The 19192-nt window shown below is 70.1% G+C and carries 17 protein-coding genes, 1 pseudogene and 2 riboswitches; of the genes and pseudogenes, 13 read left to right on the top strand and 5 right to left on the bottom strand.

What is annotated here, in order from left to right:
• Positions 1 to 33: 33 nt before the first annotated feature.
• The 8 genes and pseudogenes from aztA (at position 34) to BHE97_RS16410 (ending at position 6912) form a co-directional block, all read left to right on the top strand.
• Positions 34 to 702, top strand: a complete 669-nt coding sequence (aztA, locus tag BHE97_RS16445) for a zinc ABC transporter ATP-binding protein AztA (RefSeq protein ID WP_087625124.1) — start codon at positions 34 to 36, stop codon at positions 700 to 702.
• A gap of 9 nt (positions 703 to 711) precedes the next feature.
• The gene (locus BHE97_RS16440; protein WP_087625123.1) at positions 712 to 1353 is read left to right on the top strand and encodes a (2Fe-2S)-binding protein; all 642 of its coding nucleotides are present in this window, start codon (positions 712 to 714) and stop codon (positions 1351 to 1353) included.
• Between the two features lie 5 nt (positions 1354 to 1358).
• Positions 1359 to 1538, top strand: a riboswitch (cobalamin riboswitch).
• Positions 1539 to 1593: 55 nt separating this feature from the next.
• On the top strand, positions 1594 to 2571 hold the full coding sequence (locus BHE97_RS16435; protein WP_087625122.1) for an ABC transporter substrate-binding protein: 978 nt from the start codon (positions 1594 to 1596) through the stop codon (positions 2569 to 2571).
• Positions 2568 to 3632 carry an iron chelate uptake ABC transporter family permease subunit gene (locus BHE97_RS16430; RefSeq protein WP_236757749.1) on the top strand — a complete coding sequence of 355 codons (1065 nt, stop codon included), beginning with the start codon at positions 2568 to 2570 and terminating at the stop codon, positions 3630 to 3632. The genes BHE97_RS16435 and BHE97_RS16430 overlap by 4 nt, the downstream gene beginning before the upstream one ends.
• A gap of 94 nt (positions 3633 to 3726) precedes the next feature.
• A pseudogene (locus BHE97_RS20800) lies at positions 3727 to 4254 on the top strand (ABC transporter ATP-binding protein); the annotation flags it as partial.
• A 263-nt stretch (positions 4255 to 4517) separates the two neighbouring features.
• Positions 4518 to 5168, top strand: a complete 651-nt coding sequence (locus tag BHE97_RS16420; protein WP_087625120.1) for a (2Fe-2S) ferredoxin domain-containing protein — start codon at positions 4518 to 4520, stop codon at positions 5166 to 5168.
• The gene (locus BHE97_RS16415) at positions 5165 to 6166 is read left to right on the top strand and encodes an ABC transporter substrate-binding protein (protein ID WP_087625119.1); all 1002 of its coding nucleotides are present in this window, start codon (positions 5165 to 5167) and stop codon (positions 6164 to 6166) included. The genes BHE97_RS16420 and BHE97_RS16415 overlap by 4 nt, the downstream gene beginning before the upstream one ends.
• Positions 6163 to 6912: a class I SAM-dependent methyltransferase gene (locus tag BHE97_RS16410; RefSeq protein WP_087625118.1), complete on the top strand. Its 750-nt coding sequence runs from the start codon at positions 6163 to 6165 to the stop codon at positions 6910 to 6912. Before BHE97_RS16415 ends, BHE97_RS16410 begins: the two co-directional genes overlap by 4 nt.
• A 55-nt stretch (positions 6913 to 6967) precedes the next feature.
• Here the strand turns inward: BHE97_RS16410 and BHE97_RS16405 are convergent, their stop codons facing one another.
• Together BHE97_RS16405 and BHE97_RS16400 are read right to left on the bottom strand one after the other, a co-directional pair.
• Positions 6968 to 7222 carry a hypothetical protein gene (locus tag BHE97_RS16405; RefSeq protein WP_087625117.1) on the bottom strand — a complete coding sequence of 85 codons (255 nt, stop codon included), beginning with the start codon at positions 7220 to 7222 and terminating at the stop codon, positions 6968 to 6970.
• Between the two features lie 16 nt (positions 7223 to 7238).
• Complete coding sequence (locus BHE97_RS16400) at positions 7239 to 7457, bottom strand: hypothetical protein (protein WP_087625116.1); 219 nt, start codon at positions 7455 to 7457, stop codon at positions 7239 to 7241.
• A 122-nt stretch (positions 7458 to 7579) separates the two neighbouring features.
• Positions 7580 to 7658: riboswitch (cobalamin riboswitch) on the top strand.
• 47 nt (positions 7659 to 7705) lie between these two features.
• On the opposite strand from BHE97_RS16400, the gene cobN reads away from it, so the two are divergent.
• The 5 genes from cobN (at position 7706) to BHE97_RS16375 (ending at position 15480) form a co-directional block, all read left to right on the top strand.
• On the top strand, positions 7706 to 11284 hold the full coding sequence (gene cobN, locus BHE97_RS16395; protein ID WP_087625115.1) for a cobaltochelatase subunit CobN: 3579 nt from the start codon (positions 7706 to 7708) through the stop codon (positions 11282 to 11284).
• A gap of 181 nt (positions 11285 to 11465) precedes the next feature.
• The gene (gene cobF, locus BHE97_RS16390) at positions 11466 to 12215 is read left to right on the top strand and encodes a precorrin-6A synthase (deacetylating) (protein WP_087625114.1); all 750 of its coding nucleotides are present in this window, start codon (positions 11466 to 11468) and stop codon (positions 12213 to 12215) included.
• Positions 12216 to 12360: 145 nt separating this feature from the next.
• Positions 12361 to 13842 (top strand): cobyric acid synthase, encoded by a 1482-nt coding sequence (locus tag BHE97_RS16385; RefSeq protein WP_087625113.1) that lies wholly within the window; start codon positions 12361 to 12363, stop codon positions 13840 to 13842.
• Positions 13839 to 14612 (top strand): cobalt-precorrin-6A reductase, encoded by a 774-nt coding sequence (locus BHE97_RS16380; RefSeq protein ID WP_087625112.1) that lies wholly within the window; start codon positions 13839 to 13841, stop codon positions 14610 to 14612. The genes BHE97_RS16385 and BHE97_RS16380 overlap by 4 nt, the downstream gene beginning before the upstream one ends.
• A gap of 76 nt (positions 14613 to 14688) precedes the next feature.
• Positions 14689 to 15480, top strand: a complete 792-nt coding sequence (locus BHE97_RS16375) for a sulfite exporter TauE/SafE family protein (protein WP_087625111.1) — start codon at positions 14689 to 14691, stop codon at positions 15478 to 15480.
• 130 nt (positions 15481 to 15610) lie between these two features.
• On the opposite strand, the gene BHE97_RS16370 is transcribed toward BHE97_RS16375, so the two are convergent.
• From BHE97_RS16370 to BHE97_RS16360, 3 genes are all read right to left on the bottom strand, one after another.
• The gene (locus BHE97_RS16370; protein WP_140400213.1) at positions 15611 to 16654 is read right to left on the bottom strand and encodes a hypothetical protein; all 1044 of its coding nucleotides are present in this window, start codon (positions 16652 to 16654) and stop codon (positions 15611 to 15613) included.
• Positions 16644 to 18071, bottom strand: a complete 1428-nt coding sequence (locus BHE97_RS16365; protein WP_140400211.1) for a hypothetical protein — start codon at positions 18069 to 18071, stop codon at positions 16644 to 16646. The genes BHE97_RS16370 and BHE97_RS16365 overlap by 11 nt, the downstream gene beginning before the upstream one ends.
• 169 nt (positions 18072 to 18240) lie before the next feature.
• A partial coding sequence (locus BHE97_RS16360) for an NAD(P)/FAD-dependent oxidoreductase (RefSeq protein WP_201791496.1) occupies positions 18241 to 19192 on the bottom strand: 952 nt, incomplete at its 5' end.

Raw genomic sequence — 19192 nt, 5'->3', positions numbered from 1 at the left:
ATGTAATGAGAACCGTTATCAAAAGGGGGTCCGATGATCGACGTGTGCGAGGTCCATGCGGGCTACGGACGCCATCAGGTGCTGCGGGGTGTCACCTGGTGTTTCGCCGCCGGTAAGGTGACGGCGCTGCGCGGTTCGAACGGCGCCGGTAAGACGACACTGCTGGACGTCATGGCCGGGATCAGCTCCCCGGATCGTGGTCACGTGGTCCGTCCACCGGGTGGGGTCGCGTATGTCCCGCAGCGCACCCATATCGATCCACGTCTGCCGCTCACCGTGCGCGATGTGGTGACGATGGGCGCCTGGCAGCGTCGAGGTGCGTGGCGACGCGTGACCCGTGACGATCGCCGGGCGGTGGAGGGCGCGATGGACGATCTCGGCATCGCGCCTCTCGCGCGACGACGTCTCGACGAGCTCTCCGGAGGGCAGATCCAGCGCAGCCTGGTGGCGCGGGCGATCGTCTGCGATGCCCCGGTGATGGTGCTCGACGAGCCGATGTCGGGCCTCGATATCGGCGTGCGCCGGGAGCTGAGCGAGGTACTGCGTCGTGTCGCTGCCACCGGACGGGTCGTGGTGCAGGCGACCCACGATGCCGAAGCGGCGGAGGCGAGCGACGAGATCGTCGTCCTCGTCGACGGCCGCCTCCGCCCCCACCCGCCGACGCGGGATCAGCGCGAGCAGGCCCGCGCGCGGTTCGCGTAGCCTGCGAGCATGGACCCGCTCGCCGCTCTAGGCCCGTATTTCGCGGTCGAGCGCGAGGTCGTGGGCGAAGGCTGGCTGGCTCTCGACGGTCTGCGCGATGACGTGCTCGCCGAGCGCGTGGCCCACGCCCGCGACGCCCTCGCCGAGCGCGCCCGCGCCGACGTCGAGGATCGGGTCGCTGCCTCGATCATGTCCCTGGGATTGTTCGCACGAGCCGTCTCCCCGGTGCTGGGCTCGCTCGCACTGGGTGAGATGCCGCCGCGCATCGACCTGTTCTCGACGCATTGGCGGCCCGTGGACTCCGGACCCTGGCCGATCGCTGTGCAACCCGGTCAGCCGCGCACGCTCGACGAGGTGATCACCGGGGTCATCGGCCCGCTCGCGGAACGCATCGGGGCCGACTTCTCCGTCTCGCGCACGATCCTCGACGGCAACGCGGCCTCGGCGGTCTTCGGAGCCGTGACGATGCTGCGACGTGCGGGGGCCGATCGCGAGGGCCGCGCCCTCGCAGCCGCCCTGAATCTCCTCGGTCGCGGCCCGTTACGGGGCACGGGCGCGGTGGACGGCGTCTTCACTCGTACCTCCTGCTGCCTGTACTACCGGCTGCCGGGCGGAGGCTATTGCGGCGACTGCGTGCTCGCGGCTCGCTGATCTCCTGTTACAGTGCGAGCGCCAGTCGTGCTCGCTTGAGCCAGGGAACCCGGTGTGAGTCCGGGACTGACGCGCAGCGGTGAGGGTGACGGGCGGAGCAGGTTGCCACTGGGCCTTGGGCCCGGGAAGGTGCTCCGTCTGGTCGATCCCGAGTCCGAAGACCTGCTGGCCGCACGTTCGCGTGCGTCATCCATCCAGTTGCAGGCTTCGCGTACGAGCCTCGGACGAAAGGGACCTGTCATGGTCGTCCGTACCCTCCCCACCCTCGCTGTCGCGGCGACGGCGCTCCTCCTCACCGGCTGCGCCGGTGCTCCCACCGCCGGCGACGGCGGCGATGGTGCCGATGCCGGCTTCCCGATCGAGCTGACCAGCTGCGGCTTCACCTCGGAGATCGCCGACCGGCCCGAGAACGCCATCACCATGAACCAGGGCGCCACCGAGGTGGCGCTCGCGCTGGGTGTCGAGGACCAGTTGGCCGGCACCGCATATCTCGATGACGAGATTCCCGAGAAGTGGCGCGATGCCTATGAATCGGTGCCCGTGGTCGCCGACGCGTATCCCGACAGCGAGACGGTGCTCGCCGAGCGCCCCGATCTCATCTACGCCTCCTATGCCTCGGCCTTCGACGCCGAGTCCGCCGGTGATCGCGAGGAGCTGGCCGACTCCGCCATCGCGACCTATGTGTCCCCGCTCGGCTGCCCCGGCGATGACAAGCCCGAGGTCAGCTGGGACAGCGTGTGGGGCGAGATCGACGATGTCGCCGCCGCCTTCGGAGTCCCCGACCGTGCCGAGGAGATCCGCGTCGATCAACAGGAGACGCTGGACGAGCTCGAGGCCGAGGGCGCGGGCGAGGGGCTTCGCGTCTTCTGGTTCGACTCCGGTACGGACACCGCCTTCGCCGGAGCCGGACAGGGCGGGCCGCAGCTCATCCTCGACGCGATCGGTGCCGAGAACGTCTTCGGCGATCAGGACGGCGGCTGGGCCGATGTCAGCTGGGAGCAGGTCGTCGCCGAGGACCCGGATGTGATCGTGCTCGCCGATGCCGGATGGTCGACCGCCGAGGACAAAATCGAGTTCCTGCGCAATGACCCCGCCCTGAGTCAGCTCCGTGCCGTCCAGCAGGAGCGTTTTGTGACGGTGCCCTTCTCGGCCTCGACTCCGGGAGTCCGGCTCGTCGACGGCGCATCTTCGGTCGCCGAGCAGCTGACCGCGCAGTGACGACCCTCGCCGCCCCGCAGCGGCGGGGGAGTGTGCCACGGGTCCGGCGTTCGTGGTCGCTCATCCTGCTCGCGACGGCTCTGGTGGTGTCGCTGGGCGCGGCGCTCGCGATCGGATCGGTCCACGTGCCGTTGTCCACCGTGCTCGAGGTGGTCATACGGCGGCTGGGGTTGGCCGATCTGGCCGTCGAGCCGATCGACGACCGGATCGTATGGCAGATGCGGATGCCGCGGGTGCTGGGTGCCGCCGCCGTGGGAGCCGGTCTCGCGATCGTGGGTGTGGTGCTGCAGTCGATCACCCGCAACGATCTGGCCGACCCGTACCTGCTGGGCATCTCGCAGGGAGCGACAGTCGGTGCCGTCTCGGTGCTCGTCCTCGGCTTCGGGGCCGGGCTCGCCGCGACCACCGCCCTCACGGTCGGTGCCTTCGCCGGGGCACTGATGGCGCTCGCGATCGTGCTCGTCGTGGCCGCGGGGCGCAGTGGCCGGCTCACCCCCGCCCGAACGGTGCTCGCCGGTGTCGCGGTCGGGCAGGTCTGCGCGGCCTATACCTCCTTCACGGTGGTGATGAGCGACCAGCACGATGCAGCGCGCCGGGTGCTCAGCTGGACCCTCGGCTCGGTCGCCGGGGTGCGGTGGGGAGCGGCGGTGTTCTTGCTGCTCGTCGCGGTGCTGACAGTGGCGCTGCTCTGGTCCGTCTCGTCGACCCTCGACGCCTTCGCCTTCGGCGAGGTGGCGGCGAGCGCGCTGGGGGTGAGCGTGTCGGTGTTCCGCTGGATCGTGCTCGCCGGCACGGCCCTCGTGGTCGCGGCCCTCGTCTCGTTCAGCGGCGCGATCGGCTTCGTGGGGCTCGTGGTGCCGCATGTCATGCGTCTCGTGCTGGGGCCTCGGCACAGCATCCTGCTGCCGGCGAGCGCCCTCGGCGGTGCGGTGCTGCTGGTCTGGGCGGATCTGATCGCCCGGTCGATCGTGCCAGGGCAGGAGCTTCCGGTGGGCATCGTCACCGCCCTCGTCGGCGCACCCTTGTTCGGTTACCTGCTCTGGAGAGGAGCCCGGTCATGAGCCCCAGCAGAACCGAGATGTGCTGGATATTCGTCAACGCAGTGCGGTCCCGGTCGACGAATCGGGAGCACATCTCGGTCCAGGGGGAGGAACGATGAACGAGCGGACGATGGGCAGTCTGACGGCGCAGGGGGTCACCTGGACCGCTGGTGGCACGACGATCCTCGATGGCATCGATGTCGCCTTCAAGCCGGGCCTCGTCACCGGCATCATCGGGCCGAACGGCTCCGGCAAGACCTCGCTGCTGCATCTGCTCGCGGGGGTCAACCAGCCGTCGAGTGGTCTGATCACCCTCGACGGTGAGGCCTTGGCGAGCCTGCGGTCGCGGGAACGCGCCCGCCGGGTGGCGTTACTGGAGCAGCATGCCGAGACCGGCCTGGATCTCACGGCCCGTGATGTCGTCGAGCTCGGCCGCATCCCGCACCGCAGCCGGTGGCCCGGCGCCGCGCACGACGATGCCGAGACGATCGAGCGTGCGATGCATCGCGGCCGGGTCGCCGAGCTGGGACACCGCCGCTGGGCGACGCTCTCGGGCGGTGAGCGGCAGCGGGTGCAGCTCGCGCGGGCGCTCGCCCAGGAGCCCGAGGTGCTGCTGCTGGACGAGCCCACCAATCACCTCGACCTCGGCCACCAGATCGCCTTCCTGCGCACGGTCCGCGAGACCGCCCCGACCGCGATCGCCGCGTTGCACGATCTCGACCTCGCGGCGGCCTACTGCGATGAGCTGATCGTCATGCAGGGTGGGCGCATCGTCGCTCACGGGGCGACCGATGATGTCCTCACCGCGGACCTGATCCGGGATGTCTACGGGGTCGAGGCCGTCGTGGAGACGCATCCGGTGGCTCAGCGCCGCACGATCGTCTGGGTCGCGGGAGGTGAGCACGCGTGTCGTCGCCCGTCGTGATCGTCGCGATGGCGGTCGATACGGTGAACGACCACGCGGCGCTGGCTGAACTCGCGGAGGTTACCGGGGCCTCGGTCGCGTACCTGCAGCACGGGGAGCCGTCGCTGGTCGCCGAGCTGAGCCGGCTCGCGGCGCAGGGCGCCGCCCGGGTGCGACTCGTCCGGCTCCCCGCAGCCGGGGCCGCCCCCGCGCGGTCCTGGCTCCGTCGTGTCGCGGCGCACTGGGTGCGCGAGCACCCCGGGACGGAGGTGGAGGTCGTGGCCTCGGCCGTCACCGGACGCGAGGCGCCGTTGCGTTCGGAGGCATGGGAGGACGTGCCCGGCTTCCGCCACCACGTGCTGGTGTGCCGGGGTCCGCGCTGCTCGGCGCTGGACTCGGCCGCCACCACGCGCGCGCTCGACGCCGCGCTGAACGAGCGCGGACTCGGCGACGATGACGTGCTCATCACCCAGACCGGCTGTCTCTTCCCCTGCAATCACGCCCCCGTGGTGGCCGTCCACCCCGATGACGTCTGGTACGGGCCGGTCACCGAGTCCGATGCCGGAGCGATCGTCGACGAACACCTGATCGCGGGCCACCCCGTCGATCGCCTCCGCCGTCCTCGCATCATCGCCGAAAGGACCACCTCATGAGAACCCGTCCCCTTCTCGCAGGCCTCGGCGCCCTCGGCGTCCTCGCCGCCTGCGGCTCCACCGCCGACACCTCCGGTGACGACAGCACCGCCGAGGGCTACCCGATCACCGTGGAGAACTGCGATCGCGAGGTCACGATCGATGCTCCGATCGAGCGCGCCGTCGTCATCAACCAGCCCGCCACGGAGCTCGTGCTGAGCCTCGGGCTCGCCGATCGGATCGAGTCGGCCGGCGTCTCCGACACCCAGGTCATCGACGCCGTCGAGGAGGACTTCGAGAAGATCGACAAGTTCGACGAGGAGTTCCCCGCGCTGGAGCGGGTGCTCGATGTCGAACCGGACTTCGTCTACTCGACCTTCGCGTTCACCTTCACCGCGGAGGGCATCGGCGATCAGGAACGGTTCGACGAACTGGGCGTGCCGACCTACCAGTCGCCCAGCGAGTGCGGCGGTCAGGATGCGGAGCAGACCACCGAGCTCCGTCTCGACGACATGTACGAGGAGATCGGCGACATCGCCGAGCTCTTCGATGTCCAGGACGCCGGTGATGAACTGGTGAGCGAGCTGCGCGGACGGGCCGAGGCGGCGACCGATGATCTCGGCGCCGATGACGTCTCCCTCGCCTGGTGGTACTCCTCGACCCGTGCTCCGTACATGGCTGGATGCTGTGGCGCTCCGGCGCTGATGACCCGGGCGGTCGGCGCGACGAATGCCTTCGAGGATCAGCGCCAGCTGTGGCCCGAGATCGGCTGGGAGTCGATCCTCGACCGCGATCCCGATGTGCTGGTGCTCGCCGATCTGGAGCGCGGCGATGATGGCGACAGCGCGGAGGCCAAGATCGCCTTCCTGGAGTCCGATCCGGTCGCGAGCCAGCTGACGGCGGTCAAGGAGCGGCGCTACATCGTCCTCGGCGGCACGACGATGGATCCTTCGATCCGGAACGTCGACGGCATCGAGCAGATCGCCGAGGGACTGCGGGATCTGGGACTCGTCTCATGACCGCCGCGGATCTCGTACGGCGTTGGGACGATCAGCAGGCCGCCTATATCGCCGAACGAGAACAGCGCTTCGCCGTCATGACCGATGTGCTGCGCCACGTCGTCGGCGACGAATCGGCGACGGTCCTCGACCTGGCCTGCGGGCCGGGTTCGCTGGCCGCCCGCGTCCTCGATGCGATACCGAACGTGCGCATTGTGGCAGTGGACTACGACCCGGTTCTCCTGGAGCTGGCGACCGACTACCTGGCACCTTATGGCGACCGGGTGCGGATCGTGGACGCCGATCTGACCTCCGGCTGGCGGGAGGTCGTGGCGGAGGAGGGTTTCGCCGGTGCCGTGTCGACCACGGCGCTGCACTGGCTGTGGCCGGCCGATCTCGTCCGCCTCTTCGGCGAGGTCACCGAGGTGCTGCGCCCGGGCGGGGTCTTCCTCGACGGTGACCACTTCCGTTTCGACGGACGCGCGCCGCGCATCGCCCGATGGGCCGCCGATCACGATCGGCGCACGCAGGAGGAGGCCTTCGCCGCCGGAGCTCAGACCTGGGACCGATGGTGGGGTTCGTTGAGCGAGCGTCCCGGCCACGCCGCCCGCGTCGCTGAGCGCGAGCGCCGGTTCGCGGGTCGTGACGCCACTCCGTCGACCGCGGTCGATTTCCGGCTCGCAGCGCTGTCACAGGCGGGTTTCGCTGAGGTCGGAACGGTGTGGCAGCTCTACGATGACTACGTCACCTATGCCGTCCGGGGCTGATACCACCCCGCTCGCCGGTTGAGTTCGCCAGACCGAGGCGGCTTCGAGGGCGTGGTCAGCTTGCGCCGTACCGCTGGCGGGCGCCTTGGTGGCTGACACCGAGAGCAGTGGCGATCTCCACCCAGGTCACGCCCCTCGCTCGCGCATCGTGCACTGCCTCCGTGATCGCCTGTTCCGCGGCGGCTCGCTCGGCAACCGCTGCCGCGATCCGGTCGGTCGCCGTGGCGTCACGGGTCGGGGCCGTGGTGGGGTCGATCTCCTCGATCCTGTCCAGCGCCTCGTGATCGGTGAGCCGGGTTCGTGCCGTCATCGTGCCGCCTTTCGTTTCAGGACCAGAACTTCGGCCGGGCTCTCATCGCGTGCACGATCCGAGGTTCATCGTCGGGATCCGCGACCCCGACTTCGATGATCTGGCCATCGCGCGCCGCACCGATCACCAACAACACCTCGTCCCGGCCCTCGTAGACCCGGAGCAGATGGCGCAGGGCATGGAGCATGTCCTCGTCGGCGACGCCGTGCCGTCGTGCGCTGGCCGTGATCCTCACGCATGCAACGCTAGTTGCATGCTACGTCGCGGCGTGGTCGTTATCCACACCTCGCCGCGATGCCCCTCGGCTCCCGGCGTGAGTCACCCGGATACGCTGGGCGCACTCACGTCGACGCGATCTCAGGAACCCGGTGAGAGACCGGGGCGGTTCCGCCACTGTGAGGCCGCGCGGGGACTCCCGCGGCCGAGCCAGACACTGAACGCGACGCATCCGGCCGACAGGGGCGAGAACCCCGAGGAGGAAGCATGACGCGCATCGCGTTGCTGTCCACATCCGACACCGATCTGCTCTCTGCGCGCGCGAGCGGCGCCGACTACCAGTACGCCAACCCGGTCCGGTTGACCGACGAGCAGATCGCCTCGTTGATCGAGGAAGCCGACCTCGTCGTCGCCCGGATCCTCGGGTCGCCCGACGATGTCCCGGCCGCGGCTCGCGGGGCGAGCGTCCCGGTGGTCGTCCTCGGCGGCGAGCAGCAGCCCAATGCCGAGCTCATGGAGCACTCCACGGTCCCGATGGGTGTGGCCGCCGAGGCGCATCGCTATCTCGCCGAAGGGGGCCCGGCCAATCTCGCCCAGCTCCACGCCTTCCTGTCCGACACCATCCTGCTGACCGGCGAGGGCTTCGAGCCGCCCGCCGTCCTGCCCATCTGGGGGTGGAGCGAGCGTCCGGAGCGTCCCACGGATCTCCCGCGCATCGGCATCCTCTACTACCGGGCGCACGAGGCGAGCGGCAACACGGAGTTCGCCCATGTGCTCGCGGATGCGATCGACGCCACCGGTGAGGCGGTAGGCAGGCCGGTCTTCTCCTCCTCGTTGCGCTCGGCTCCCGATGACCTCTACGAGGCACTTGACTCGCTCGATGCGCTCATCGTGACGGTCCTCGCGGCGGGCGGCCAGGTGCCGGGAGCCGTGAGCGCGGGCGGTGATGACGAGACCTGGGATGTCGAACGCATCGCCGCCCTCGACATCCCGGTCCTCCAGGGTCTCTGCCTGACCTCGAGCCGGGCGGAGTGGGAGGCCAATGACGACGGTGTCACCCCCCTGGACTCGGCCAATCAAGTCGCGATCCCCGAGTTCGACGGCCGCATCATCACCGCGCCCTTCTCCTTCAAGGAGATCGACGCCGACGGGCTGCCGCGCTATGTCGCCGACGAGGAGCGATGCCGTCGCGTCGCCGGCATCGCCGTCAACCACGCACGCCTGCGCCGCACGCCCCCCGCCGAGCGCAGGATCGCGCTGATGCTGTCGGCATATCCGACCAAGCACAGCCGGGTCGGCAACGCCGTCGGCCTTGACACCCCGGTCTCGACGGTGCGGTTGCTGCATCGCCTGCGGGACGCGGGCTACCACCTCGGCGACGATCCGACGATCACGCGTGTGCTCGACATGGACGATGACACGGAGGCTGGGGACACCCTCATCCATGCGCTGATCGACGCGGGCGGCCAGGACGAGGAGTGGCTGACGTCGGGTCAGCTCACTGAGAGCCATGTGCGCATCCCCGCCGCCGAGTACGAGCAGTGGATCGCCGATCTGCCCGACGAGCTCGTCGAGGAGGTCACCGAGGCATGGGGCGCCGCCCCGGGCACGCTCTTCGTCAACGATCGGCGCGAGATCGTGCTGGCCACGATCACCAGCGGCAATATCGTCATCCTCATTCAGCCCCCGCGTGGCTTCGGGGAGAATCCGGTCGCGATCTACCACGACCCCGACCTCGCCCCGAGCCATCACTATCTCGCCGCCTACCGCTGGCTGGAGCGTGGCTTCGGCGCGCATGCCGTCGTGCACCTGGGCAAGCACGGGTCGATGGAGTGGCTGCCGGGCAAGAACGCCGCCCTCTCGGCCGCGTGCGCCACGGATGCCGCGATCGGCAGCATGCCGCTCATCTACCCCTTCCTCGTCAACGATCCGGGTGAAGGCGCGCAGGCCAAGCGTCGTGCCCACGCCACGATCGTCGACCACCTCATCCCGCCGATGGCGCGCGCCGAGTCCTATGGCGACATCGCCCGGCTGGAGCAGTTGCTCGACGAGTACGCCAATATCCAGGCGATGGACCCGGCCAAGCTGCCCGCCATCCGCGCCGAGATCTGGACCCTCATGCACGCCGCCGAGATGCACCGCGACCTCGGACTGGAGGAGCGTCCTGGTGACGAGGAGTTCGACGACTTCCTCCTCCACGTCGATGGCTGGTTGTGCGAGGTCAAGGACGCACAGATCCGCGACGGCCTGCACGTGCTCGGCCAGGCACCCGAGGGCGAGGCGCGGGTCAATCTCGTGCTGGCCATCCTGCGCGCCTCGCAGGTATGGGGCGGTGAGACCGGTGCGGTGCCGGGGTTGCGTGCAGCGCTCGGCCTGAAGGAGGGTGCCGATGAGCTCGGGGCCGTCGACGAGATCGAGCAGCGCGCCCGTGAGCTCGTCCTCGCGATGGAGGAGGCCGGCTGGGACGCGTCGGCCGCCACGGCCCTGCACGACGATCCCGAGGTGGTGCGCGTGCTGGAGTTCGCGGCCACACAGGTCGTGCCGCGGCTGGCCAAGACCACCGACGAGCTCGATGCCCTCCTGCACGCGCTCGACGGCGGTTTCATCCCCGCCGGGCCGTCCGGATCGCCGCTGCGCGGGCTCGTCAACGTGCTGCCGACCGGACGCAACTTCTACACGGTCGATCCACGCGCCGTCCCCTCGCGCCTCGCCTATGAGACCGGTGTGGCGATGGCCGACTCGCTCATCCAGCGGCACCTGGACGAGACGGGGGAGTACCCCACGTCCGTCGGCCTGTCGGTATGGGGCACCTCGGCCATGCGCACGAGCGGAGACGATATCGCGGAGGTGCTGGCGTTGCTCGGCGTGCGCCCCTCGTGGGACGAGGCCTCGCGCCGTGTCAACGGCCTCGACATCGTGCCCCTGGAGGAGCTCGGTCGCCCGCGTATCGACGTCACGGTGCGCATCTCGGGCTTCTTCCGCGATGCCTTCCCGCACGTCATCGCGATGCTCGATGACGCCGTCGCCTTGGTGGCCGAGCTTGACGAGTCCGCCGACCAGAACTACGTGCGCGCGCACACCGCGGCCGATCTGGCTGATCACGGTGACGAGCGGCGCGCCCGCACCCGCATCTTCGGCTCCAAGCCGGGCTCCTACGGCGCGGGCATCCTGCAGACCATCGAGGCGGGCAACTGGCGCGACGACGCCGACCTCGCCGACGTCTACACGGCCTGGGGCGGTTTCGCCTACGGCCGTGACCTCGACGGCGCCCCGGCGGCTGATGACATGCGCGCCAACTACCGGCGTATCCAGGTCGCGGCCAAGAACATCGACACCCGCGAGCACGACATCGCCGACTCCGATGACTACTTCCAGTACCACGGCGGCATGATCGCCACGGTGCGCGCGCTGACGGGCAAGGACCCGAAGGCCTATGTCGGCGACTCGACGACCCCCGATGCGGTCAAGACCCGCACGCTCTCGGAGGAGACAAGCCGCGTGTTCCGCTCGCGCGTGGTCAACCCGCGCTGGATCGGTGCGATGCAGCGGCACGGCTACAAGGGCGCGTTCGAGCTCGCGGCAACGGTCGACTATCTCTACGGCTTCGATGCCACCACCGGCGTCGTGCACGACTGGATGTACGAGCAGCTCGCGCAGTCGTACGTGCTCGACGAGCAGACGCAGGAGTTCATGCGGCAGTCGAATCCGTGGGCGCTGCGCGGCATCGTCGAGCGTCTGCACGAGGCCGCCGATCGCGGTCTGTGGGCCGAGCCCGATCCCGACACCCTCGCCGCCCTCCAGTCCGTCTACCTCGAGGTCGAGGGCGAGCTCGAGGACCGCCAGTGATCGAGGCCCGGGTACTCGTTGAGTGTGACGTTTGGACGGTGAAAAACGCCCAAATGCCATCCAAACGTTCCCCCAAGGACTCCGCTGCGCTCCGTCTCCCCCAAGCACTCCGCAGAGCTCCGTGCAGGGAGGTGCCCCCAGGGAGGTACCCCCACACTCAACGCGAAGGCGAGGGGATTCGATGAGGGTGCGGGTCGTGGGGATCGGGCCAGGGGGCGTCGACCAGCTGACGATCGAGGCGGTCGAGGCGCTGCGCTCGGTCTCGGCCTATCTCGTGGTCGAGAAGCGCGAGGACGATCCGCTCGTGGCCGCCCGGGAGGCGATCATCGCCCGGCACGTCCCCGATCCACCGCGGATGATCACCGTGCGCGACCCCGAGCGGGACCGCAGCGCCCGGGTCGCCGGCGACGAGGCGGCTTACCGGCGCGCCGTCGCCGACTGGCATGCCGCACGGGCCGAGCGGTTCGCCGCCGCGCTCGACGAGGCCGATGGCGATGTCGCGATCCTCGTGTGGGGCGATCCCGCCTTCTACGACTCGACGCTGCGCATCCTCGATCGCGTGGCGGCGCACCGTCGCCTCGACGTCGATGTCGTTCCGGGTGTCTCGAGCCTGCAGCTGCTGGCCGCCCGGCACGCGATCGTGCTGCACGAGATCGGTCGCCCGCTGCATCTGACCACCGGCCGCAAGCTGCCCGATGCGGTGGAGCGCGGCGAGGGCAATATCGCGGCGATGCTGCTGTCCTCGATCGACGCCTTCGCCGCGCTCGGCGACTGGACCATCTGGTGGGGAGCCAACCTCGGCACCGCTCACGAGGCGTTGGCCCACGGGACGGTCGCCGAGGTGCTGCCCGAGATCCGCGCTGCTCGGGACCGGGTCAAGTACGAGGCGGGCTGGATCATGGACCTCGCCCTCCTGCGGAAGCCGTCATGAGCGACGCACGATGTGACTCCATGGTCGCTCTGGCAGCCACAGATTCACATCGTCCGTGGCGCGCGGACGGAGGATGTGACTCCATGGCTGCCAGAGCAACCACCGAATCACATCTTCCGTTCCTTGTGAGAGCGGGCGGGACGCGATGAGCGCGCGCTTGATGATCGCGGGGACGACCTCGGACGCGGGCAAGTCGGTCGTCACGACGGCGCTGTGCCGCGCCTTCGCCCGCCGCGGCATCGCCGTCGCGCCGTACAAGGCGCAGAACATGTCCAATAACTCGATGGTGTGCGCCGATGAGTCGGGCACCACTGCCGAGATCGGCCGCGCCCAGTGGATCCAGGCGCTCGCCGCGCACGCCCGCCCCGAGCCGGCCATGAATCCGGTGCTCCTCAAGCCGGGAAGCGACCGCCGCAGCCACGTCGTCGCGATGGGGAAGCCCGCCGGCACCATCTCCTCGATGGGCTTCGTCGAGGGCCGGCGCCACCTCGCCGTGCTCGCCCACGACGCTTTCGACGACCTCGCGAGTCGTTACGAGCTCGTGATCGCCGAGGGTGCGGGGAGCCCCACCGAGATCAACCTCCGCGACAGCGACTACGTCAACATGGGACTCGCCCAGCACGCCCGCATGCCGGTCGTGGTGGTCGGCGATATCGACCGCGGCGGCGTGTTCGCGGCCTTCTACGGCACCGTGGCCCTGCTCGATGCCGCCGACCAGGCGCTCGTCGCCGGTTTCGTGGTCAACAAGTTCCGCGGCGACGAGCGCCTGCTGCGCCCCGGCCTTGACGCGATCGAGGAGCGCACGGGACGCCGCGTCTACGGCACCCTGCCGTGGGATGCTCGCCTCTGGCTGGACTCCGAGGACGCCCTCGATCTGGAAGGCCGCCGCGACCAGCGCACGCACGACCCGTTGCGAGTCGTCGTGATACGGCTCCCACGTATCAGCAACTTCACCGATGTCGACGCTCTCGCCCTCGAACCCGGCATCGATGTACGTTTCGTGAGCGATGTCCGGGGCCTCGACGATGCCGACCTCGTGGTCCTGCCCGGCTCCCGGACGACTATCAGCGACCTGGCCTGGCTCCGCGCCCGGGGTCTCGACGAGGCCATCATCGGCCACGCGCACCGTGGGGGAGCGGTGCTCGGGATCTGCGGCGGCTTCCAGATGCTCGGGCGGTCGATCACCGACGAGGCCGGCGTCGAGGGCGACTCGGATGCGCGGGTCGAGGGGCTCGGCCTGCTCGATGTCGAAACCAGGTTCGAGACCGAAAAAGTGCTACGACTGCCGGCCGGGGAGGCCCTCGGCCACGAGGTGTCCGGATATGAGATCCACCATGGGAGGGTCACGGTGCACGGCGGCGAGCCGTTCCTCGGCGGCGCGCGCGATGGCTCGGTGTGGGGCACGATGTGGCACGGCGGTTTGGAGTCCGACGGCTTCCGGCGAGCCCTGCTGGCCGAGGTCGCCGACAGCATGGGCCGTGGGCTGCCGGAGTCGTCCGTGAGCTTCGCGTCTGCCCGCGAGGCGCGGATCGATCTGCTCGCCGATCTCGCCGAGTCCCACCTGGACCTCGACGCGCTGCTCGATCTGGCCACGTCCGGTGCCGGACGGATGCGGACCCTGGCATGAGTGAGCGCGGTGAACGAGCCACGGTGCTGGTGTTGGGAGGAACGAGTGAGGCCCGGGAGGCGGCTCGTCTGCTCGACGAGGCCGGGAGGCCCTTCCTCTCCTCGCTCGCGGGACGGGTCGCGCGGCCTCGCCTCCCGGTCGGCCCCGTGCGGATCGGCGGTTTCGGCGGGGTGGAGGGCCTGCGCTCCTTCCTGCGCGCCCGAGGGATCACGGCCATCCTCGACGCGACCCATCCGTTCGCGGAGCAGATCACCCGCAACGGCTACGCGGCGGCTCGTGCCGAGGACCTTCCCTATGTCCGCCTCGCGCGGCCCGGATGGAGCGATGCCCCGGGAGCGGAGACCTGGCGCTGGGTGGCCGACCACGACGAGGCAGCGGACGCCGCGGCCGGACTCGGCCGTCGTCCGATGTTGACCATCGGACGACGCCATCTCGGTCATTTCCTCGGCCCGCTCGCCGATCGCCCGGCGCTGGTCCGCGTGGTCGACGAGCCCGACCACGTGGTGCCGTCCGGCTGGACGGTACTGGCGAGCCGCGGCCCGTACACCCTCGACGGCGAACGCGCGTTGATGCGCGAGCACGGCATCGATGTCGTGGTGACCAAGGACTCGGGCGGCTCCTATACGTGGGCGAAACTCGAGGCTGCCGCCGAACGCGACGCCGCCGTGGTGATCGTGCGGCGGACGCCGCCGCCCTGGGGCGCCGGTGAGGTCGCCGAGTACGCGGATCCCGCGGTGGCCGTCGCGGCGATCACCGCGCTTTCCGGGTGAGACGCCGTGGCCGATAGGCTGTTGTGGTGACGCATGGGGAGGGGCGGAGGTCCGCCACGATCATCGGCGCCGTCCGATGACTCCGGTGGAGATGGTTCTGGTCCTGTTCGCGGGAGTCGGTGCCGGGGTCATCAACACGATCGTGGGATCGGGGACGCTCATCACCTTCCCCACTCTCGTCGCCTTCGGCGTCCCCCCGGTCACCGCGACGATGAGCAATGCGGTCGGCCTCATCCCGGGCAATATCTCCGGATCCTTCGGCTACCGCCGTGAGCTCGCCGGGCAGGCGCGCCGGGTCGCGCTGTTCCTGCCCGCATCCCTCGCCGGGGCGCTGGGCGGAGCCTGGCTGCTGCTGCACCTGCCCGAGGACGCGTTCGTCTCGATCGTCCCGTGGCTCCTGACCCTTGCCCTCGTGCTGGTGGTGGGGCAGCCGATGCTCCAGCGGTATGTCCGCAGTCGCGGCCCTCGCACTCCCGCGGATCGGGAGATCGGCCTGGCGCGCGCGGCCGTCCTGCTGCCGCTGATCGCGCTGTGCGGGGTCTACGGCGGCTACTTCGCGGCGGCACAGGGCATCCTGCTCGTGGGCATTCTGGGATTCCTGCTGCCGGACACGCTGCAACGTCACAATGCGCTCAAGAACATCCTCGTCATGGCCGTCAACAGCGTCGCCGCGACGACCTATGTCATCGTGGCGTCCACAGGCGGCAAGCACCCGATCGACTGGACGGCCGTCGGCCTGATCGCCGCCGGCTCGCTCGTCGGCGGGTGGATCGGTGCTCGCGTCGGCCGCCGGCTCCCCCCGGCCGTGCTGCGGGCCTGCATCGTGGTGCTCGGCCTCATGGCGATCTGGACCCTCGTGCGGCTCTGAGCACCCGGCCGTGAGCGGTGACCTACGCACGTCTCAACTGGGCGAGCGGTTGGTTATGCACGTCTCGACCGCTTCGAGAGGTGCGTAGGTCACCGCCCTCGGGACGCGCCCGGCGCTCCGAGGGATGAGCTCAGGACTTGTCGTCGCTGCTCAGGTCGATGACGCGCGTCCGCTCGGTCGCGTCCTCGTCTTCGACCGGCTCGATCTGCGAGGTCTCCTCGGACTCCCTGGACTCGGGCTCATCCTCGCCGGTCTCATCGGTGTCGACATCCTCGGCATCCGCGAAGGGATCGGCGAACTGGACGTTGCCGCCGGTGAGGGTCGCGAGCATCTGCCGTACATTGGCCAGCTGGGCATTGATGGCGTCCCGGCGCTGTGAGGCCGCCGCCAGCTCCCGCTCGGACTCCGACCGCACCTTGGCAGCGGCCGCCTTCGCCTCGCCGACGATCTGCTCGGCACGCTGCTGAGCCTCGGTGAGCAGCCGGTTGGCCTCGCGGAGCCGGTCCTGATACTCGGCATCGGCCTCGGCCTGGCGCTTCTCCAGACGCGACTCCAGTTCCGCGCTGCGGCGCTCGGCCTCTGCCATCTGCTGCTGGAAGTCCGCCTCGACGGCCTCACGGCGCTCGGCAAGGGTCCTCTCGAAGTCGGCCGCAGCCTTGGCCGCCTTGGCGCGCTGGCTCTCGTAGATCGCCTCGGCCTCCTGGAGACGGCCGGCGGCCTCACGGTCGGCGGCGTCGATCCGGTCATCGGCCGTGCGCCGGGCGTCCTCGAGGAGTCGAGCCACCTCGGCGTCCACATCCGCCCGGCGCTTCTCAGCGTAGAGATCGGCCTCATCGCGGATCCGCTGCGCGGAGCCCTCGATTTCCGCCTGGCGCGCGTCGAGCTCGCTGCCGACGCGTTCCTTCAGCTCCCGGGCCTCCTCCTCGGCGAGGGCGAGGATCTGTCCCACACGGGCGCCCAGGTGCTCGAAGCTCGGCGGCTCCTGGGGCAGCTCACTGGCAGTGCGCTCGGACTCCCGCTCCGCCTCGAGCTTCTCCAGATAGGCGGTGAGCTCGTTGATCCGCCGACGGGCGACAGCCGCCTCGTCGGCGAGCGACTGGAGCCGGGCGTCGACCTGCGACGGCTCGTAACCGCGCAGGACCATGCGGAAGTCGGAAGGGGAATCAGGCGTCATGGGCGTCTTCCTCGGTGGTCGTGGTGGGATGTTCCGGCACGCTCAGCGCGGTGATGACACCGGACAGCTGACCGAGCTCGGAGGTGATCTGATCGCGACGCTGGCGCAGGCGGGTGACTTCGTCACGGGCCTCGTCGAGCATCGTGCGGGCTGCACTCCGCAGCGCATCGGCCTCCTGGCGGGCCGATGCGAGCAGGCGATGAGCCTCTTCGCGGCGTGACTGGACTTCGTCGTGGGCTTCTCGCTGCTTGCGGACCACCTCTTCGGCGACGCGTGTCCGCAGCATCTTGGCTCCCGACTCGGCCTCGCCGAGCCGGCGGTCGGCGCGCTCCTGGGTGGCGGCGGCGTAGTCATCGGCCTCGCGTCGCACCGTGGCGGCGTGACGTTCGGCCTCGGCGGTGAGGGAGGCGGCGCGCTGCTCGGCCTCGTGCTGCACCGCGAGGCCGGCATCGGCCAGCTCCTGGGCCTGATGGTCGGCATCGGCGATCTGGCCCGCGAGACGCATCCGCAGCCGCCGGACGATCTCGAGGGTCTGGGCGCGGGTGCGTCGTACGGTCGCTGCGGCATCGCGGTGTCCGCTCAGCCGGATGCGCTGGACCTCCAGCTCCGCGGTCTGCAACAGGGACGCGACCGTCTCCCGCGCCCAGGTCATCTGCTCGCCGGCCGCCGTGACGAGGCGGTCGGCTTCGGCGCGGGCATCGTCGACGAGGGTGGTCGCCTGTTCGCGGGCATCGGCGAGCTCCTGTGCGGCCTGAGCTCGTTGCTTCTCGGTATCGGTCTGCGCGGCCTCGCGCAGCTGAGCGGCGTCGGCGGTGGCACGCTCGACGAGCTCGGTGGCACGCTGGGTGGCCTCCTGCGTGATGGCATCGGCAGCGGCCTGGGCCTCCGCCGCGCGGGTGGCGACGAGGTTATCGGTGGCCGCGTCCTGCTCCGCGGCTCGCTCGGCGGCCTCGGCGAGGAGCCGCTCGGCTTCGGCACGCGCGGATTCGAGGGCCGTGCGGGCCTCTTGCGAGTGGCGATCGAGGAGGGCGCGCGCCTCGGCGCGTTCGGCCTCGGCCGCCGCGCGGGCCTCGCCGAGCAGCTCATCGCGTTGCTGCTCGGCGGCGCTGATCATCACGCTGGCCTGGTCGCTGGCCTCGAGGAGGAGCTCGTGCGCGTCCTTGGATGCTTCGTCCCACTGGCCGCGTGCGCGGTTGAGCGCGCTCGCGGCCTCGTCGTGGGCCTCGGTGGCGGCGGCGTGGAGTTCCCGGGCCTCGGCCTCGAGGCGATGCGCCTCCTCAGTGGCGCGTTCAGCCTCGGCTTCGGCATCGCGACGCAGCTGATCGGCGACCTCCTGGGCTCGTCGCAGCAGCGCGGCGACGCCCCCGCCGGCCTCACCGGCGGGTGTCGATGTCGGCTGCTGAGTCCCCATGGTCACCGATTCTCCCACTCCGGTGAAAAGAGTCCAGATGAGCCCTCGCCGCCCCGCCGGTGAATCATCAACCTCTCACCCTGCGGTGGCGGTAGATCATCAACCTCATCGCTGCGGTGGAGGTTGACACGTACCGCCACCCGAGGGTGGGGCCACGCCCGACCCTTTCGGCTGACTACCCGGCGGCGCGGACGGCGTCCTCCATCACCAGGTCGGCATTGACCACGGCTCCGATGCGTACGCCGTCGGCGTGCGACTGGCCGACGATCGCGGCGATATCCCGCACATTGCCCGCCGCCCAGACCCGGTCCACCGGGGTCCGACCGGTCAACGGATCGCTCGGGATGATCAACCCGCCCATGGGGTGTTCCTCGAGCTCACCGCCGAGATCGAGGAAGAGCTCGGCACGTGCCACCGAGCGCGGGGCGACGGTGACGGCATCGGCCGGCAGCGTGCTGCCGTCGGTGAGCGCGACACCGACCAGCCGTCCCTCCTCGGACTCGATGTGATCGACCGAAGTCGAGATCAGCTGGTATCCGAGGGATTCCAGCTGCCGCCGGCTCTCCTCCTCGATCTCGTCCACGGCGGGACCCACGACGGTCAGGTCCCTGGCGAGGTGGCCGAAGAGGAAGGCCTGGTGCCCGGCCATGGGCGTGGTGGCCAGCACCACGATGCGCCGGTCGCGTACTTCCCACCCATGGCAGTAGGGACAGTGCAGCACCTGGGTCCCCCAGTGGTCGGCGAGTCCGGGAACGTCCGGCAGCTCGTCAATGACGCCGGTCGCGAGGATGAGGCGGCGCGCGGTGATCTCACGACCCGAGGCGACCGTGACCGACAGGCCCTCCTCCTGATGCTGCGCACCGGTGACGCGGTCGTCGAGATGGGTCACGTCGTAAGGATCGGTGTCGTGGCGGCCGAGGACGAGGAGCTCGCGCGGCGGGGTGCCTTCGCGGGTGAAGACATTGTGCGCGTGCTCGGCAGGCGCGTTGCGCGGCTCGCCGGAGTCGATCACGAGGACCGAGCGGCGCGAGCGTCCCAGCGCGGTGGCTGCGCCGAGCCCGGCGGGCCCGCCGCCGATGATGGCGACATCGTAGGAGATGCTCCTATGGATGTCAAGCTGCCTTCGG

It is taken from the genome of Aeromicrobium sp. PE09-221 (assembly GCF_002174305.1).
GTDB lineage: Bacteria > Actinomycetota > Actinomycetes > Propionibacteriales > Nocardioidaceae > Aeromicrobium.
Note: the sequence above shows the minus strand (reverse complement) of the source record. Positions and strands in the feature narration are given on the sequence as shown.

Excerpts from the sequence above, each read along its gene's own strand:
- aztA (WP_087625124.1), top strand. The coding sequence starts at position 34 with ATGATCGACGTGTGCGAGGTCCATGCGGGCTACGGACGCCATCAGGTG.
- BHE97_RS16440 (WP_087625123.1), top strand. The coding sequence starts at position 712 with ATGGACCCGCTCGCCGCTCTAGGCCCGTATTTCGCGGTCGAGCGCGAG.
- BHE97_RS16435 (WP_087625122.1), top strand. The coding sequence starts at position 1,594 with ATGGTCGTCCGTACCCTCCCCACCCTCGCTGTCGCGGCGACGGCGCTC.
- BHE97_RS16415 (WP_087625119.1), top strand. The coding sequence starts at position 5,165 with ATGAGAACCCGTCCCCTTCTCGCAGGCCTCGGCGCCCTCGGCGTCCTC.
- BHE97_RS16410 (WP_087625118.1), top strand. The coding sequence starts at position 6,163 with ATGACCGCCGCGGATCTCGTACGGCGTTGGGACGATCAGCAGGCCGCC.
- BHE97_RS16405 (WP_087625117.1), bottom strand. The coding sequence starts at position 7,222 with ATGACGGCACGAACCCGGCTCACCGATCACGAGGCGCTGGACAGGATC.
- cobN (WP_087625115.1), top strand. The coding sequence starts at position 7,706 with ATGACGCGCATCGCGTTGCTGTCCACATCCGACACCGATCTGCTCTCT.
- cobF (WP_087625114.1), top strand. The coding sequence starts at position 11,466 with ATGAGGGTGCGGGTCGTGGGGATCGGGCCAGGGGGCGTCGACCAGCTG.
- BHE97_RS16385 (WP_087625113.1), top strand. The coding sequence starts at position 12,361 with ATGAGCGCGCGCTTGATGATCGCGGGGACGACCTCGGACGCGGGCAAG.
- BHE97_RS16380 (WP_087625112.1), top strand. The coding sequence starts at position 13,839 with ATGAGTGAGCGCGGTGAACGAGCCACGGTGCTGGTGTTGGGAGGAACG.
- BHE97_RS16375 (WP_087625111.1), top strand. The coding sequence starts at position 14,689 with ATGACTCCGGTGGAGATGGTTCTGGTCCTGTTCGCGGGAGTCGGTGCC.
- BHE97_RS16370 (WP_140400213.1), bottom strand. The coding sequence starts at position 16,654 with ATGACGCCTGATTCCCCTTCCGACTTCCGCATGGTCCTGCGCGGTTAC.